Consider the following 16,104-nt stretch of genomic DNA (forward strand, 5'->3'; position numbering starts at 1 on the left):
GGGAACTGAACAATGACATTAGATGCGGATGTAATCATTATTGGCGGCGGTGGAGGCGGGGCTGTTGCAGCCAAGGAGTTAGGAGAATTAGGGATCAACGTCCTCATCCTAGAAGCCGGTCCTTGGTATGGGAATAAAAAATGGGCCGATCCTAATCGAGAGCGTGGGGCTGTTAGCAGTTCCAGTGTGGATGACTTGGATATCAACCTCTTGCGTCAACAGTTTACAAAGAATGAACATACAATGAATTCCTATGAATTTGGCCGCTTTCGATGGGGGCCTGCCGATCGCCGCCGCCCTCCATGGCATCGGAACCTCCCTAAAAATGGCCTTCTTTGGCAAGCCACTGGTGTAGGCGGGACCACGCAGCATTATTGGGCAAACTCACCGCGGGCTTTTTCAATGGCTATTGATGAGGTCTGGCCTATCTCCTATCGGGAATTGATTCCCTATTATGAAAAGGTAGAAGATACATTGCCAGTTCGGCCTGCCCCTACTACTCCAAAGGAGGAGTTGTTTTATTACGGTGCAAAAAAAGCCGGCTGGTCCTTGTTGAATACCTTAAATCCTACTTCCCCTGGTTATCGTCCTAATCCCAATGCCATCCTTCATCCCAATGAACGTTTGATGGATTCCGATACCAGTCTGGAAGAGTTATCAAAAATGGAGGGATGTACGCTTTGCGGCCATTGTATTAATGGCTGCCCGCATGGTCCATCGGTGGATAAAGTGGCGAAGCGTCCAACCAACATTAGTTATATTCCGCTTGCCTTAAAAACCAAACATGTAGAAGTTCGGCCTAATACCTTTACAACCAAGATTTTGACGGAAGATCATTCAAAAGAAGGACTTCGAGCCTCTGGAGTTCAGTACAGAGATACATGGACAGGAGAGACCGGCGAGCTGTTCGCAAAGGTAATTGTCATGGCAGCTGGCTGTATCGAAAGCCCAAGACTTTGGCTAAATTCCAATTTACCGCAAAATTCCTGGGTTGGACGAGGTTTAACGCACCATTATTGGGATTGGGTAACGGGTTTATTTGAGGAAAAGGATCTCATGGGAATATTGGGACAACCGAATGTAAATCCATTTGTCGGCCCTACATCAGGGGGACGATTAGATTATCCAGGATTAGGGTGCATCCAGCCAGCCGGAGTCAGCCCGGGATTATTTTCTTCATTAACCTTTGGGTTCACCGATAGTGGATATGATTTTGCACAGAACCGATTGCCTACAGACCCTTGGGATGTAGAAGGCCGGGTTGTTGGAAATGATTTAAAAGAATGGATGTATAATTATAAAAATACGTTAAGCATGATGATTCTTACCGATGATCAACCCCAAAAAAAGAACGGTGTTACCATTGATCCTTTTTTAAAAGATGAACACGGTCCAATCCCGATCGTTCAGTATACAGGAAGTAAGGAAGATAAACTAAAAAGGGATCAATTAGCGAAAATGGCAGCCGAAATTTTGCGCAAAGCCGGGGCGAAAAAGATCATCCGTTCCAATTGGCCACAACACTTATTTGCTCATATTGAATCAACTATGCGCATGGGTTTTGTTGTGGATTCCAATTGTGAAGCATATCAAGTGAAACGTCTTTTTATTGCTGATAATAGTGCACATTTTAACGGGATTGGAGGCCCCAATCCTACGTTAACCACTCAAGCTTTAGCCACTCGAACAGCTGAAAAGCTCGCAAATATCTATTTTAGTTAAAGCTTTGATATCATACACAAGGTATATCATTTCCAACAATATAAAAAAGGTACTTTTTCGAAAAGTGCCTTTTTGACTTTATTTATCTTAAATAACCCTTAAAAGTTCCGCCGTTATTTATGGTAAGGTTCACCTCAATTAATCCGAAAAATCCCCCCCCTAGACCACTAGATTCCCAAAATAATTTCCAGTTGATATCCAACGAATGTCATAAGTTTTGTAGAATATGTAGTAAGTGACCGCAATCTTGTCGTATGTCCCAAAAATTATGTAGTAAGTGACCAAAATTATGTAGTAAGTTCCCCTAATTATGTAGTAAGTCCCAATAATTACCCTATCCGAATTCTTTCCTCTATGACGGGCACAACAATATCCCCAAAAAGGGACACCATCCCCAACCAGGATGGTGCCCCTCCTATACAACCAATCAAATTTTAGCTGGAAGTTTTTTATAGCCATACAACCAATCAATCATTTCGAACTCCTTGGCTTCTTTCTTCTCTAAAAGCGTGTTACGGAGCAAAATGGAGACTGGATCTTTTGCATGAATAATTTCTCCCCATAAACGAGCGCTTTTTTGTACTTTCGTTGCCAGTGGAATCCGTTCCTCTTGGTAAGCTAAGAATGCCTGCTCAAAGTTTTCCCCATGAAGCTTAAACATATCAGCTAAGTAGGAAGCATCTTCACTAAATAATTGGTGGCATTTATCGAATGATTCAGTCGTTTCCTTGATCAGCGAGTCTAAGCTATCGGCACTACCCCTATTCATGCTTAATTGGAGTTCACGGTCATAGAAGTGATGGTATTTATTATTTTTAACAACATTTTCTTTTTTCCTTCATTTTTCCTTAAAATCAAAAAGTTTTATTTTGATAGTTTGCAATATTAACCTTTGTTCATTAAGCAAAGAGGACACGAGCCTCATCAAGTAAGCGATTTAAGAAATCTTGCAGCTTTTGTAAAAATGACTGACCCTCTTCAGATTGCAAATATGTCGAGATTTTTTCTGTCGTAACACTAAATTGTTCTTTTACTTGGTTCCAGTCAATATCCATAGCATTTAGTTTATTGAAGAAGTCTACTAACATATCTAACTCTGCATCTTTTAAAGTAATCCCAAGCTCCGTGGCAACTTGTTCAATTAATGCACGCAAGTCAGCTTCTGTTTTCGGTTCATTCTTGGCGATTTCATCCTTGACTTTTCCCATGAGAGCAGCAGCATTTTCCGCTCCAATGGAGTCACCGAGCTGTGCGGTTTTCACCATTTCTTCATTCGCCACTTTTTTGATTTCTTCAGGAATTTCTTCATTAGTTGTCGTTTCGTAAGCTTTCATAATTCCTGTCAAAGCAGCTGTACCTGTAACAGAAAACGGAGCGGTAATCTGAATTGTTGCATCCTTTACACCCGCCGTAAACAAGGCATTTGTATACATTTCATCCGTAACCCATGTAATATTGTTCGTTTGAACGTCTAACCCGGAATCTTTGGCACCGATTGTGATGCTCGCTGATGAAATAGCAATAGAACCAATTTGTGCCTTAGGAATAGACTCCCCTAAATAATCATGCTCTTCTTTATTGGATACGGTAATAATTTGTGCGTTTTCCGGTACCGCTAACTCTGCTAACATTTCATTTTTTTGCTGTTCGGTTAGGTTTTCTCCTAATGTAACAATGACATCTCCTTCTGCTACTTCTGCAAAGCTGATAGAAGGAACAGAGAAAAGCATCGGTATGGCAAGAAACATTGCCTGTAATTTTCGTTTCAAAAAAAGACCTCCTTTTATACATTAACCATTCATATAAGAATGGTTAATGTTTCGCCAATTATATTTAATATCAATAAAGAATACTTCCTGAAAAATTGGCTTTGAATTATCTTAACATAGAGGTTGGGATTTTCATTGAAAGAATGGGAAACTTTTATGTTAAAAATCTATTAAGATTCTTACATGGTAGATAATAATGTTACAACCTTTACAGTAAGCCTCAAAAAGCTTAATAAACATGACGTACGTATAACGAATATAATTTAATGTAGTAAAACATTGAAAGAAGTCTAAAAAGACGATGAAAAATTACCAAGACCACAACTATATGAGGGACAAATCGAAGAAATGGAACTATAGTAAAAAATTCCAATCGAATGATGAATTTATGTAAAAATACTGCAAATTAGGTAATCTTTAAAAGAACTTTAAGCATGAAAAAAAAGGCTTCACAGGGAGCGAAACCTTTTTGTTACCAGAGTTCATGGTAATCTATTGTCTTGATGGAAATTAGATATTCTAACCTACTTTACTTTCTTCTATGGCATGTTGCCAACTTGGGTAGTAATACAAAGCAATCCGCATTAAATCAGGATAAAGTTGTTTTACCTCTTTTTTACGTAGAGAATTACCTTGGTTCTGTAACTTCTGGATCTGAGTAATGTAAAAAGCCCTGGGAGAGGCTATTCTAACCAGGGCTTTTTGCACCTAAAAACACTATAATTAATAATCTATTTCTCTTTAGGCCGTCACAGCTGAAAAATTCTTTGCTACCTCTGCCACTTTTGCTAGACCTTCAGAAATAATAGTTTCAGCTTGTGCTGGCATCGCGTTATGACCTTCGATAATTACTTCATCAACGATTTCCATACCGAATACGCCGCCAAATACATTTTTTATATACGTTGCTGCCATTTCCATTGGTGCAGTTTCAGGCGTTGAGTAAATGCCTCCGCGAGCACTTAGGATAACGGCTTTTTTGTCAGTCATTAAGCTGATTAATTGACCAGTTTCACTGTATTTAAATGCGAAACCAGCTGCGTATACATAGTCGATAAACGTTTGTAATTTAGCAGGGATCGTTAAATTCCAAAGCGGGAAGGCAAATACCACTACGTCCGCGGCAGTTAAGGCATCCATTGCTTTTTGTTTAGCAGCTAAAATACGTTGTTCGACATCTGTCATCTCTTCGCCTGATTGTAATTTACCGAACGCGTTGAATAAATCTTGACCAAAGTAAGGCATATCTTCAGCAAAAACATCATAAGTCGTTACATTGACGCCTTCTAAGTTCTCCATGAAAGTTTCATACATTTTACTAGAAACAGCTTCAGAAGCTGGACGGTTGTTTGCTTTCACTACTAATACATTCATCTATTTAAACTCTCCTTAAAAATCGTATTTATTTTTATCTTGAATTCATAATATATTAAATACGAGTTTTTGGCAAACGAAAGGTACTGACAAGGGAGGGAAATTTCGCCATGTTTACTGTTTTTTGAAAAAAACTAACAGATTCATGGGTTGATTCATTAACATCGTTACCGCTAACCCCGTTTTTCCTTGGTCATGGGCACGATTCGCTTCTTCCCCATCTCGAACATATTTACAGACGATTAATAGTATTAATCGTTTATTTACAATTCTTTACACTCACTTAATTAACATAGTGATGGTAGTAACCTATAATCATAGATGGAGATGAAAATCCACTACGTACTTTATTCTTAGGTATACAGCCATATAAGAGGAGGAAATTTTAAATGCTACAAAATATTGGGATTCCTGGTTTGATTCTTATTCTTGTAATCGCCTTAATCATTTTCGGCCCTTCAAAATTACCGGAGTTAGGTCGCGCGGTTGGCTCCACATTAAAGGAATTCAAAAAATCAACAAGAGATTTAGTTACCGATGAAGAGCCGGCAAAAGCACAGCTCAAAAAGGAGGAAAAAGCCATTTAATCCAAATCATTTTTTGGAAGATGTAAGGAGGCTTGCATCTTCTTTTTCATAAGGAGGACCTGATGAAAAACAACGATATGGCCCTGATTGGTCATTTTGAAGAATTACGTAAACGTCTCATTTTCGTACTAGGAACTTTTATCCTGTTCTTCATTGTATCCTTTATCTATGTACAGGACATTTATCACTGGCTAGTGAAGGACTTAGAAGTGAAGCTGGCCATATTAGGACCGAGCGACATTTTATGGGTCTATATGATCCTATCAAGTGTCGTGGCCATTGCAGGAACCATCCCAATGGCCGCCTATCAAACTTGGCTGTTTGTCCGTCCCGCATCGAAAGAAACGGAACGTAAAGTAACGCTGGCTTATATTCCAGCACTATTCCTTCTATTTATTATCGGAATTTGCTTTGGTTATTTTGTCATTTTTCCAACGGTATTTCAATTCCTCCTCTCGATGTCAGAGGAAATGTTTATGACCTTTTTTACAACAGAAAAGTACTTTATGTTTTTAATTCATATGACGCTTCCATTTGGATTTTTATTTGAACTTCCAGTGATTATCATGTTCCTAACAAGTGTCGGAGTGCTGAACCCATATAGATTGCAAAAGATTCGAAAATACGCCTATTTTGTACTAATTTTAATCGCAATCTTCATCACCCCGCCGGATTTTCTATCAGACATATTGGTAATCATCCCCCTGATTTTCCTATATGAATGCAGCGTTCTATTATCAAAGGTCGTGTATCGGCGAAAACTACAAATGAATCTAGCTGCGTAAATGATAAAGAAGTCTTAGTCTAAGTGCTAAGACTTCTTTTTTTATGAAATGGTCCATCAACGAGCCATCCAACATAAGTCAAAAAGAAAAGATGTAAACCAGACACAGGGCCGGTTTACATCTTTTTATAGATTCATATAAAGGTTAAATCTTCAGTCCGTGGCGCTCAAATGCTGCTGCTTCCAGAATCGACATTCCTTGACTCTCGGCAAACTGGGCAACCTTGTTAGAGACCTGTGGTGCAAAATTTTTCGAAGGAGCAGCGTAAGACATTTCCCTTGCACGGGCAGAGTTACTGCGTGCAAATGGACCCCAGATGGCAAAGGTTCTGCCTGGGCTTTGAATGTTAACAAAAAGCGTGTTTCCGTCAGGCGAGAAGGTAGGCCCTGTCATTTCAGATCCATTGAGACGATTGTGAGCAAAAGGATAGATTTTGCCTTCAGGTGTAATTCCCATAAGTCGATCGTCACCTGCTCCATCTTCCACGAACCAAAGGTCGCCCCATGGAGTCATAGCAATGTTATCCGGAGATTCCATGTCTTTTGCATCTGTTGCCTCATAGAAAAGCTCCAAGGTATTAGTGCCAGGAATGTAGCGGTAAATGCGTCCAAGATTTTTTTCGCCGGCAGAGCTGTCATCGAACCAAAAGACACCCGCTTGGAAGAACGCACCCTCTAATTTTTTGAATTCAATACAGCCTTGTGCCTTGGCATCCTCGCGGCATAAATGAGGATCTAGTTCCTTCCAGACAATCTTAAAGGTTTGTCCTGTTTTAAATGTGCTTGCTGATGGGCCGGCTACCTCTTCAATCGCCGCCGCATAAAGCTTGCCGCCTTTTTGCAGGGCACCCGGCTGTTGGGTGGTATCATTTGGGATAAAACGATAGAAATAACTTGGAGTTGCATCCTCAGTCAAGTAAACATATCCTGTCGCCGGATCAATCGCACAGGCTTCGTGAGAAAAGCGTCCCATTTCCTTAATTGGAGTTCTGGACATTTCATTCTCAGGCTGCTCCGGGTCCACTTCGAATACATATCCGTGTGTCGCCGTACGTGTTTCTTCACAAGTCAGCCACGTACCCCAAGGTGTCGCTCCTCCTGCACAATTTCGAATAGTACCGGAAGAGGTTACATATTCTTTGATGACGTTCCGATTTGGGCTAATAACTAGTGCAGTTGTACCCCCTGCAGCTGCGGCATCATAAGGCTTGGTTCCCATCACCGGATTTGCTGCACCTGGACTCAATTCATGATTACGAACAAGAATGGTTGTATTGTTAGGTCCTTCAAAAGCTGCCATTCCATCAAAGGCTCCAGGGATTTTTCCGCCGTTTGTCAGCTGACCGCCCTCTTCGGAAATAATCTTATAATGAAATCCTTTTGGAAGATCTAGAACTCCATTCGGATCCTGAACCAAAGGACCATACCCGCCAAAACCGCTGGTAGGATTATTCGCAGTATCCGCAAATGCTTTTGAACCGAGTGTTAACACTCCGGTTGATCCAAGCGTAATTGCAAGTGTGCTCATTCCTCCCGCTTTTAAGAAATCTCGTCGATTCATGCCATCTTTAGATACTTGATTTTCCATAATGTAAATATTCCTCCTCATAAATGCTTTTTCTATCTATTTATAGTTTAACTAGCATTCATTAAGGATTAATGGAAATTTTGTAGGGATTAGGTAAATAAGATTAAAGAAATGTAAACATACTCCGAAGAGGCTAAATGAATTGACTTTATAAATATGTGAAAACCTCCACTTCTTTTTTTAGTCTAAAGTCCTAATTATGTATTTCCTTACAACATATCATTGGTCATGAATAACTGTGGGATATGATTCACCGCTATGCTAATATAGGAAATAATAAAGAGGGTTTTAAGGAGGTTCACAATGGAAGTCACAAAAAAAGGAACGACCATTCAATCATTACAAATCGGAATGGGTATCCTAGATTTAATGGCCAAACAAGGAAGGCCATTAAAATTTACCGATATTCAAGATCTAACACAGATTACAAAAAGTAATCTTTATAAATACTTAAATACCTTTACACAATTAGGAATCCTTTACCGTGATAAATCTTCTGGATCCTATGTCCTGGGAAGTAAGTTAATTGAATACGGAATGGCAGCAGTCGATCACGAAAATGTTATCGATCGAATCACCCCTTACTTACAAGAGCTGAACGAAAAAAGTTCAAGCACTGTCCTTTATTCCAGTTGGACCCATAATGGTCCAATGATCGTTAAAGATATTAACACCAATCGAGGATATAATATTGGAGCTCAGATCGGAACCTTACTTCCCATTTATTCCTCAGCAGGGAAAGTATTTATGGCCTTCATGGATGAGCAAACGATTCGTGAGTGGAAAACGAGGGAATTGCTACAAAGTCCTCCAGAAAAGGTTAGCCAACTGGAAGTAGAACGCAGATTGATTCAGGAGAAAGAAATTGCTTTTGCAAGGGAGCCGCTGGTATCATCCGTGTCCTCTGTTTCGTTCCCAGTCTTTAACTTTAAAAAGAAACTCCTTGGAGCTGTAACAATCGTAGGTTTTTCCGAGTTAATCCCCAGTAATGAAGAAGAGGAACTAAGTCAATTTTTCATCCAAACCAGCAAAGAAATATCCCGTAGTTTCGGATTTTTATCAAATGAGGAATAAGAATAAATAGTAAGAAGTCAAAAAACTAAAAGCGGGATAATCCCCGCTTTTTTTGTGTGTATTTACCATTAAAAAATGTCGAATTTACAAAAAACTTTAAATATTATAATTTTTATATTGAAAATATAGAAATTGCCCTTTATAATCTCTAATTAGATAACTATATTCACTATATCTATAATTAATATGGTGCTTACAAACTTAATCGTATTACCGTAAGCGTTCTCACTAAGTTTGAAATGAAAAAAGGGGGAGAAAATTTGGCAACAATTAATTCGACAGAGATTATTGCTAACAGTAAATTTAACCGTTTTCATCTAGGATTACTACTATGGAGCTTCTTCATCATATCGTTCGACGGGTATGATCTAGTCGTCTATGGAACCGTCGTCCCAACTTTAATAGAGAAATGGAACCTTTCCCCTGTTGAAGCAGGAGCCATCGGAACCTATGGATTATTTGGGATGATGTTCGGTGCCATCCTTTTCGGAACACTCGCAGACCGGATTGGAAGAAAAAACGTGATTGCAATTACCTTAGTGTTGTTTAGTTTCTTTACCTTCTTATGCGGCTTTGCAGAAACACCCACTGTTTTCTCAACCTTTCGCTTTTTAGCAGGATTAGGACTGGGAGGAATCATGCCAAATGTCATCGCATTATTGACAGATTATGCCCCTAAAACCATGAGAAGTATGATAGTTTCCATCGTATTATGCGGCTATTCGATTGGGGGAATCCTTGCTCCGTTATTAGGAATCTTTTTAATGCCTAAGTTCGGCTGGGAATCGATCTTTTGGTTTGCAGGTCTGCCTCTATTACTGGTGCCTTTTATGTATAAGCAACTACCTGAAACAGCAAGCTACCTGATACGGACAGGCAAAAGGGAAAAATTGATCTCTGCACTTACTAAAGTAAGTCCCGGATCAAAATTTAATAAACATGATGAAATCGTAGAAATAAAATTACAAGAAACAAAAGTTCCTATTATTGGATTATTTAAAGAAAAAAGAGCATTAAGTACAGTTATGTTTTGGATCGCCTTTTTTAGTTGTTTATTGATGGTTTACGGTTTAAATACTTGGCTTCCTAAGTTGATGATTGAAGCAGGATATGGACTTAATTCCAGCCTAACCTTCCTCATTACCCTTCAAGGTGGTGCCATTATCGGAACGCTGATCATTGGTCGACTTTGTGATAAATACGGCTCCAAAAAAATGCTCATTCCGATGTATGCATCAGGGGCAGTGGCGTTGACATTGCTCGGATTTGGCGGAAGTTCATTTTTGATCTATCTCTTAGTAGCCATTGCAGGTGCTGCGACCATCGGTGCCCAAAATATAGTCCAGGCCTATGTGTCACAATACTATCCTCCAAATATTAGATCGACAGCATTAGGAATGGCATCTGGCATCGGAAGACTTGGTGGTATGCTCGGACCACTTTTAGGCGGATTCCTGTTATCTGTTTCGTTACCGATTCACTTAAATTTCATTGCCTTTGCCATCCCTGGTTTAATAGCAGCAGCGGCCCTAGCTATCATACCTGTTAGACATGCGTTTTCTAATGAAAACGATACCAAAAATGAGTCGATTACAACCCATGTAAGTTAACATCAGGAGGCTCGGTTTTTCCTTTTAGAACATGTCTGGAGCCATATGATAAAGCCTTTCAATGCTTAATTAATCAATAAGATAATATGGTGATAAAAGAGATAAAATGAGGGTGACAATTAGGGTGATTGTCACCCTTATTTTCACCCTCGCCTGCCTCTACTGCACACTTAGAGTGGCAGCTTTCATAAGATTTTTTAATATCATTTAGATTCAATTTCATCACCTTTTTGTTTTGAGTTTAATAGTTTGTTCTTTTCAATCTGAAATTCCTCTTCAGTAAGTTAGCCCTGTTCTTTTAATTTTGCTAGATTAACTAGTTGATCAACTGTGTTGTTATTAGGATTTCGATAAAACTGAGGAAGAACAACCAAAACTTGATTTTGACTTATACGTTTCGTGACTCTATAGCCTTGGTCTGAGGAGGTTGCAATCCCTTCATTGTTTGGTTTACAATAACTATTTGCTTTGCATGTACCATCATCTCGAACTAGAAGTTGCCCCATTAGACCAACCGCAACCCATTCCGGTCTTTCGGAGCGTGGAATATATTCCTTAGTAGAGTCCCAATTAGGATTCAAGACCGGCCTGCGCTCTCTCCGTTGCGGCACGATGACATTACCGCCAGCGTCAAAAACCGCAGAAATTGGGATGTCTTCGTACAAAATTTCTCCCCATTCAGTAGTCAAGTACTTGTGCTTCCATCGCATCTCTCCGCTATTGGCCAAGAAAGCAGGCCTTGCACTTGTGATACCTAGTATATAATCATCTTGACCATTTGATATGCGCACTTTATTCTCTTCTAACGTGACGAAGTAGCCGAAATCGATCGGATTCCCATCTGTCGTTTCGAACATTTCCGCATAATCTGCTGCCGGGGTAGAGACGGCTCCGTCAATTTTGACGTTACCGTCGCTTAATATTTTAGCGGCCAAACCCGGAGTCGAAGCATCCGTACCATTAGCCAGGTACCACGAATACGGCAGTTCGTTTGCCGCACCGAATTTTCCCATGGACGCCTTCCAAAAAGTTCGCATCCGTTGATTGCCCCTCCGTATGGGAGAAAAATCCGGAAGCCACCGTGTTCACTCCCTCCGCGTGCGAAGTGAAGCCGCTCGCAATGTTAAGAGCGCCTTCTGCATGAGAGTTTTGGCCGAGTGCCTGCGTCTGATTTCCTTGTGCATGGGAAAGATCCCCGGAAGCTACGGAGCGTTGCCCCTCTGCATGGGCAAAAATGCCGCTAGCCACTGTCAAGTTTCCTTCCGCGTGAGACGCCCTTCCGTTTGCTGCTGTCTGGTCGCCTTCTGCATGCGAAGATTCTCCTTGAGCTATCGTACTTTGTCCTTCCGCATGAGAAACGAGCCCGCTGGCGATAGTATTTTCGCCCTCGGCATGAGACGCAATGCCCGAGGCTGTCGTCGAGTTTCCTTCTGCATGGGCAGCTAAATTTCTAGCTGATGTGAACCGACCCTCGCTGTGAGAGTCCTGAGCACTAGCGATTGTATGGTTTCCTTCGGCGTGAGCATGTGCTCCACCGGCCGTCGTGGCGTATCCTTCTGCATGGGAAGCCACTCCACTGGCTGTGGTAGAGGTCCCTTCGGCGTGTGCTGTATCAGCTGTCGTTTCGGTAATATAACCTTCTGTGTGGGAAGCATTTCCTACAGCTCTTGTATTGATTCCTTCTGCATGGGAGGCTGACCCATTGGCGATTGTGCCAATTCCTTCTGCTTCCGAACAAGTTCCTATAGGATTTTGATTACATCCATTGGACATGGTTATTCCACTCCTTTTATAAAATTTATTGAGATATCAATAAGAGTTCTTTCTTTCAAAACAAAACAATTTATTAAATAATGATATTTCATTACTACCCTAGCTAGTAAATATCCTGGAAGTGTCTATAATCCAAGACAGAACGAAAGAGTAATAAAAAATGTAACATTATGATGGTCATATCCTAGGGGCTTATCATAGATTTTTTTCCTGGAAGATAGAAAGACACTCTTATTATTATGTTATGTTCTATAGGAACATTGGTATGGACAAACTAGAAAGAGAAAAAAGCTTGTGCTGTCATTATCGTTGAACGTCAATCCGGTATCAATGGAAACACGCATTTCTGGATACATGCATATATATATTTGTGGGCTTAACGATTGAGCTCATAATTATCTAATTAAGGAGCGTGAGTATCCCGATGTATACCGCCAGTGATATATTAAGCTCCTCTTCACTAAATTTATCCTTTGACTTAAGAAGTGCTCCTTACTCCCAGAAAAACAGTCAAAACTTTATTCTTCAGCAAACCGCTAAACAGTTGCCTGTCATGCAAAACTTAAGCGTCTTTGACGTTAATTTGAGTAGAGGACATAGCGTAGAGGCTCATTGGCACCCCAACGCGAATGAACTCGTCTATATGATACAAGGTGAAGCTGTCGTTTCTACTTTCAATCAATTTACCCAGCAAATACTCAGTTACCGTGTTAAACCACCTCAAACGGTGTATATCCCGATGGGGTGGTGGCATTGGGCAATTGCGGAAACGGATCATACCCACTTGCTGGCTATTTTCGACAATAATTCCACGCAGACTGTATATGGGTCCGACATCTTGAGAAAGACACCTCCTGAGGTGTTCCAGGCAATTTATGGCGTGAATGCTGCCCAGTTAGCTGAAGTGCTCAAGCCTATCGATCAAACTGTTATCATTGGTCCACCTAGTTCAAGTGATATACGATGGCGTATTGGAGAGAGAGGCAATTATTGAATTTTGCTAATTAAAAAGAAAAACGTAATTCTTAATCGTTCGTGCGCTAACATAACAAAAGAAAAGACCATTCCTTTCCTATTCGCGGAATGGCCTTTTAACTTGCCATTACAGACAGCGCGGAATAGGTATATACAAATCGCCAAATATGCTATGTATTAACCGCTGTGCTCATTGGAAATATTAATTAATATGGCTATAAAACTGGGGAAGTTCATGAATGTTGTATTTCCTTTCACAGTAGGTACAGCGAATTACAGGAGGGGACAACCTATGCCAAATATATTCTGGTACTACGGGTTGATTGCCATCGGGGCGGTCATTACCGTCTATACAGTGTATAAAAAGAGAAGTGTAGCTGATATGTTTTCATATTTTGTTTTCGCAACTGGCTGGTCATGGATAGGTGAAGCTGTTGTACTCTTTGTACTAAATGCTTACGCATACAAACCCGGACTTTATACAGATCCTTTTGCCGAAAATATCATAGGGCATATAATTGCCAATTCAGCATTATGGTCTTCAACAGCAATTTGGGTCATGTATTTTCAGCTCTCATATCGCTGGATTGGATTCATATCAATCGTTTTCATGCTGATAGAGGTTGTGTTTCTTAAAGCCGGTGTCTACACTCACCATTGGTGGCACACATATATGACCGGTATTGCAGCATTTATTTTTATGGCTGCCATGAAAAAGTGGTATTCCATAGTAAATGGAAAAGGACATAAGTCCCCGCGAATCATAACTTTCTGGACGATCGCATGGATCATTTTGCAAACTCCAACAAGCGTACTTATGCTTTTTGGAAAACAGTTTTTTCACGTAAATTGGGTTGAAAACATTTATCGGGACAGCACTTTATTTAGTGGTTTTTTGTATCATGTATGTATGGCTGTAATTGTTATATTTTGTATTTACATACCAAAAAAAGGATATTGGAAAGTGGTTCCTTTTTTTATCCTGCTATTAGGCGATGTTATCCTTATGAACATAAAAATATTAGTTTTTCATGACGATTGGAAATTGAGTTACTTGATCTGCATCCGCGCAGCAAGTTTACTATTTATTATACTGATTGAAAAATTCACGTTGAGACGGGTTAAGGTTAGTCGATAAACAAAACCGCCGTTTAAAGCCCCTTAAACAGGTGCGGTGAACCGTATCATAAGTAAATAAGGTTTTTTCCTTTTACCGAGTAGTTGACTTACAAATAAAAAGCCATTCCGCTGCAAGTGTTTGGAATGACCTTTTCATTTTAACGTTCGTTCTTTGTCGTAAAATTAGGTACGAGCCAATGGATTAGCAATCCAGCAATGGTGGCGTAGGCGATACCATTATGAGCATATCCAACTCCGATGATGAAGATGATTGCGACGATGACCAAATTTTTCATATTAGCCAGACTCACTTTTTCCTCAATGAGGTGACGAATCCCCATTGCGGCGATCATACCAAACAACAGGATACATATGCCGCCCATCACTGCAACTGGAATGGATTGGATAACAGCTCCAACTTTACCGAACAAGCCAAGAAGAATCGCAAGAACAGCAGCGCCTTGAATGATCCTACTGGAAAATTGGCGTGTGATGGCTAGAACTCCGAGGTTTTCAGCGTAAGTTGTTTGTGCAGGTCCGCCGATGAAGCCGGAGATTAATGTTGCAATGCCATTCCCCCATAGGATGCTTGAAAATCCAGGATTTTTTGTCACATCTTTTCCTGTAATCTCATTTAGTACAAACATATGTCCAAGGTCTTCGATGATGGTAACCAGGGCAATCGGCGCCATTCCGAGGATCACGACCCACGTGAATTCAGGCATGACGACATGCGGAAGAGCAAAAGTCGGTGCATTGGCGATGGTATCAAAATCAACTAATCCACGCACCGCGGCATAAGCATACCCTACTGCAAGACCAATTATGAGCGGCAAGAGGCGGATCACCTTTGTACCTGCAAGCGTAGCGAGGACGGCTGCAAGAAGGCTGACGATAGCGACATCCCAATGGGTCGAAGCCATGTTGGTCACCGCCGTGGTTGCCAGCGAAAGACCGATTATACTTACAACCGGTCCTACGACAACTGCAGGAATTACTTTTCGGACTTTTTCAAAGCCGACAAATGAAATGATAATAGATACAATGGCATAAACAATGGAAACGCTGATAAGACCTGCAACCGCTTGACCTGGTGAATGTAACTTCCCCACATACAATGCTAGCGGAGCAATAAAGGCAAAGGATGAACCTAGATAGGTAGGAACCTTTCCGCGTGTAATAAGATGGAAAATCAAGGTTCCTAAACCACTGGTAATAAGTGCACTCCCTGGATCAAGACCGGTTAGTGCTGGCACCAAAACTGTTGCACCAAACATTGCAAACAAATGCTGTAATGATAATGGTATCGCGCTTAAAATTTTTTTCAAACGTGTCCCCCCTTTAAATAGTGCCTTCTTATGATATATTTCTTCTATTTAATTTTAGAATAAAAATTCATTAGAATAATAATTTATGTCTTTAGTCATTTTTGTGTTTTCTGTAGATGAAGATTATTACAAGGAGGGAAAAACACAACTCCTCATCTACACTAGGAAAATAAAAACCTCATATTTTAAGAAGGATTTCCAAATCATCTTTAATCCGTATAATGGCTCCTATAGTAAATGAGGTATTTCTGAACATTTTTATAAAAAGAGAGTCATATTATAAGTGAAGTAAAATTAGAAAGGTTGAAAACTGAGGATGACTTTACCATAAATAAATGAGGTCTTCAGAAAAGGTATTTTTTAATATTGAGTAATCCAAAGGAACAATCAGTAGTATCTGT

At 40.2% G+C, this 16,104-nt stretch carries 14 protein-coding genes; 7 read left to right on the plus strand and 7 right to left on the minus strand.

The genetic code is table 11. The features are described 5' to 3' along the window. Positions 1 to 12: 12 nt before the first annotated feature. Positions 13 to 1,722, plus strand: a complete 1,710-nt coding sequence (locus J7E77_RS03435) for a GMC family oxidoreductase N-terminal domain-containing protein (RefSeq protein ID WP_214712358.1) — start codon at positions 13 to 15, stop codon at positions 1,720 to 1,722. A gap of 427 nt (positions 1,723 to 2,149) precedes the next feature. Here J7E77_RS03435 and J7E77_RS03440 read toward each other — a convergent pair whose 3' ends face one another. The 3 genes from J7E77_RS03440 to J7E77_RS03450 all read right to left on the minus strand — a co-directional run bounded on the left by J7E77_RS03440 (position 2,150) and on the right by J7E77_RS03450 (position 4,865). Beyond that, positions 2,150 to 2,491, minus strand: a complete 342-nt coding sequence (locus J7E77_RS03440) for a hypothetical protein (RefSeq protein ID WP_214712360.1) — start codon at positions 2,489 to 2,491, stop codon at positions 2,150 to 2,152. Between the two features lie 130 nt (positions 2,492 to 2,621). After that, complete coding sequence (locus J7E77_RS03445; RefSeq protein WP_214712361.1) at positions 2,622 to 3,491, minus strand: DUF1002 domain-containing protein; 870 nt, start codon at positions 3,489 to 3,491, stop codon at positions 2,622 to 2,624. Positions 3,492 to 4,232: 741 nt separating this feature from the next. Then, positions 4,233 to 4,865: an FMN-dependent NADH-azoreductase gene (locus tag J7E77_RS03450; RefSeq protein WP_214712363.1), complete on the minus strand. Its 633-nt coding sequence runs from the start codon at positions 4,863 to 4,865 to the stop codon at positions 4,233 to 4,235. A 389-nt stretch (positions 4,866 to 5,254) separates the two neighbouring features. Here J7E77_RS03450 and tatA point away from each other — a divergent pair, with 389 nt between their 5' ends. Next, positions 5,255 to 5,452, plus strand: coding sequence for a twin-arginine translocase TatA/TatE family subunit (gene tatA, locus J7E77_RS03455; RefSeq protein WP_214712365.1), 198 nt, complete (start codon positions 5,255 to 5,257; stop codon positions 5,450 to 5,452). A 62-nt stretch (positions 5,453 to 5,514) separates the two neighbouring features. Continuing rightward, positions 5,515 to 6,237 carry a twin-arginine translocase subunit TatC gene (gene tatC, locus J7E77_RS03460; RefSeq protein ID WP_214712367.1) on the plus strand — a complete coding sequence of 241 codons (723 nt, stop codon included), beginning with the start codon at positions 5,515 to 5,517 and terminating at the stop codon, positions 6,235 to 6,237. Between the two features lie 144 nt (positions 6,238 to 6,381). On the opposite strand, the gene J7E77_RS03465 is transcribed toward tatC, so the two are convergent. After that, positions 6,382 to 7,824 carry an alkaline phosphatase PhoX gene (locus J7E77_RS03465; RefSeq protein WP_214712368.1) on the minus strand — a complete coding sequence of 481 codons (1,443 nt, stop codon included), beginning with the start codon at positions 7,822 to 7,824 and terminating at the stop codon, positions 6,382 to 6,384. A gap of 303 nt (positions 7,825 to 8,127) precedes the next feature. Here J7E77_RS03465 and J7E77_RS03470 point away from each other — a divergent pair, with 303 nt between their 5' ends. Further along, positions 8,128 to 8,898, plus strand: a complete 771-nt coding sequence (locus J7E77_RS03470) for an IclR family transcriptional regulator (protein WP_214712369.1) — start codon at positions 8,128 to 8,130, stop codon at positions 8,896 to 8,898. Between the two features lie 260 nt (positions 8,899 to 9,158). Further along, a complete protein-coding gene (locus J7E77_RS03475) occupies positions 9,159 to 10,508 on the plus strand; it encodes an MFS transporter (protein WP_214712370.1) in 1,350 nt (449 codons plus the stop codon). Positions 10,509 to 10,792: 284 nt separating this feature from the next. On the opposite strand, the gene J7E77_RS03480 is transcribed toward J7E77_RS03475, so the two are convergent. Beyond that, positions 10,793 to 11,521, minus strand: a complete 729-nt coding sequence (locus J7E77_RS03480; protein ID WP_214712372.1) for a peptidase G2 autoproteolytic cleavage domain-containing protein — start codon at positions 11,519 to 11,521, stop codon at positions 10,793 to 10,795. Then, a complete protein-coding gene (locus J7E77_RS03485; protein WP_214712374.1) occupies positions 11,469 to 12,281 on the minus strand; it encodes a hypothetical protein in 813 nt (270 codons plus the stop codon). Before J7E77_RS03485 ends, J7E77_RS03480 begins: the two co-directional genes overlap by 53 nt. 424 nt (positions 12,282 to 12,705) lie before the next feature. Here J7E77_RS03485 and J7E77_RS03490 point away from each other — a divergent pair, with 424 nt between their 5' ends. Continuing rightward, positions 12,706 to 13,275 carry a cupin domain-containing protein gene (locus J7E77_RS03490; RefSeq protein WP_168241018.1) on the plus strand — a complete coding sequence of 190 codons (570 nt, stop codon included), beginning with the start codon at positions 12,706 to 12,708 and terminating at the stop codon, positions 13,273 to 13,275. A gap of 273 nt (positions 13,276 to 13,548) precedes the next feature. Further along, the gene (locus J7E77_RS03495; protein ID WP_214712375.1) at positions 13,549 to 14,394 is read left to right on the plus strand and encodes a hypothetical protein; all 846 of its coding nucleotides are present in this window, start codon (positions 13,549 to 13,551) and stop codon (positions 14,392 to 14,394) included. A 139-nt stretch (positions 14,395 to 14,533) separates the two neighbouring features. Here the strand turns inward: J7E77_RS03495 and J7E77_RS03500 are convergent, their stop codons facing one another. After that, positions 14,534 to 15,703, minus strand: coding sequence for a uracil-xanthine permease family protein (locus J7E77_RS03500; protein WP_214712376.1), 1,170 nt, complete (start codon positions 15,701 to 15,703; stop codon positions 14,534 to 14,536). Between the last annotated feature and the right edge of the window lie 401 nt (positions 15,704 to 16,104).

Source organism: Bacillus sp. ISL-77 (genome assembly GCF_018613105.1).

Coding starts and splice junctions, on each gene's coding strand:
- J7E77_RS03450 (WP_214712363.1), bottom strand. CDS start 4,865: ATGAATGTATTAGTAGTGAAAGCAAACAACCGTCCAGCTTCTGAAGCT.
- J7E77_RS03440 (WP_214712360.1), bottom strand. CDS start 2,491: ATGAATAGGGGTAGTGCCGATAGCTTAGACTCGCTGATCAAGGAAACG.
- J7E77_RS03435 (WP_214712358.1), top strand. CDS start 13: ATGACATTAGATGCGGATGTAATCATTATTGGCGGCGGTGGAGGCGGG.
- J7E77_RS03465 (WP_214712368.1), bottom strand. CDS start 7,824: ATGGAAAATCAAGTATCTAAAGATGGCATGAATCGACGAGATTTCTTA.
- J7E77_RS03495 (WP_214712375.1), top strand. CDS start 13,549: ATGCCAAATATATTCTGGTACTACGGGTTGATTGCCATCGGGGCGGTC.
- J7E77_RS03485 (WP_214712374.1), bottom strand. CDS start 12,281: ATGTCCAATGGATGTAATCAAAATCCTATAGGAACTTGTTCGGAAGCA.
- tatA (WP_214712365.1), top strand. CDS start 5,255: ATGCTACAAAATATTGGGATTCCTGGTTTGATTCTTATTCTTGTAATC.
- tatC (WP_214712367.1), top strand. CDS start 5,515: ATGAAAAACAACGATATGGCCCTGATTGGTCATTTTGAAGAATTACGT.
- J7E77_RS03480 (WP_214712372.1), bottom strand. CDS start 11,521: ATGGGAAAATTCGGTGCGGCAAACGAACTGCCGTATTCGTGGTACCTG.
- J7E77_RS03470 (WP_214712369.1), top strand. CDS start 8,128: ATGGAAGTCACAAAAAAAGGAACGACCATTCAATCATTACAAATCGGA.
- J7E77_RS03490 (WP_168241018.1), top strand. CDS start 12,706: ATGTATACCGCCAGTGATATATTAAGCTCCTCTTCACTAAATTTATCC.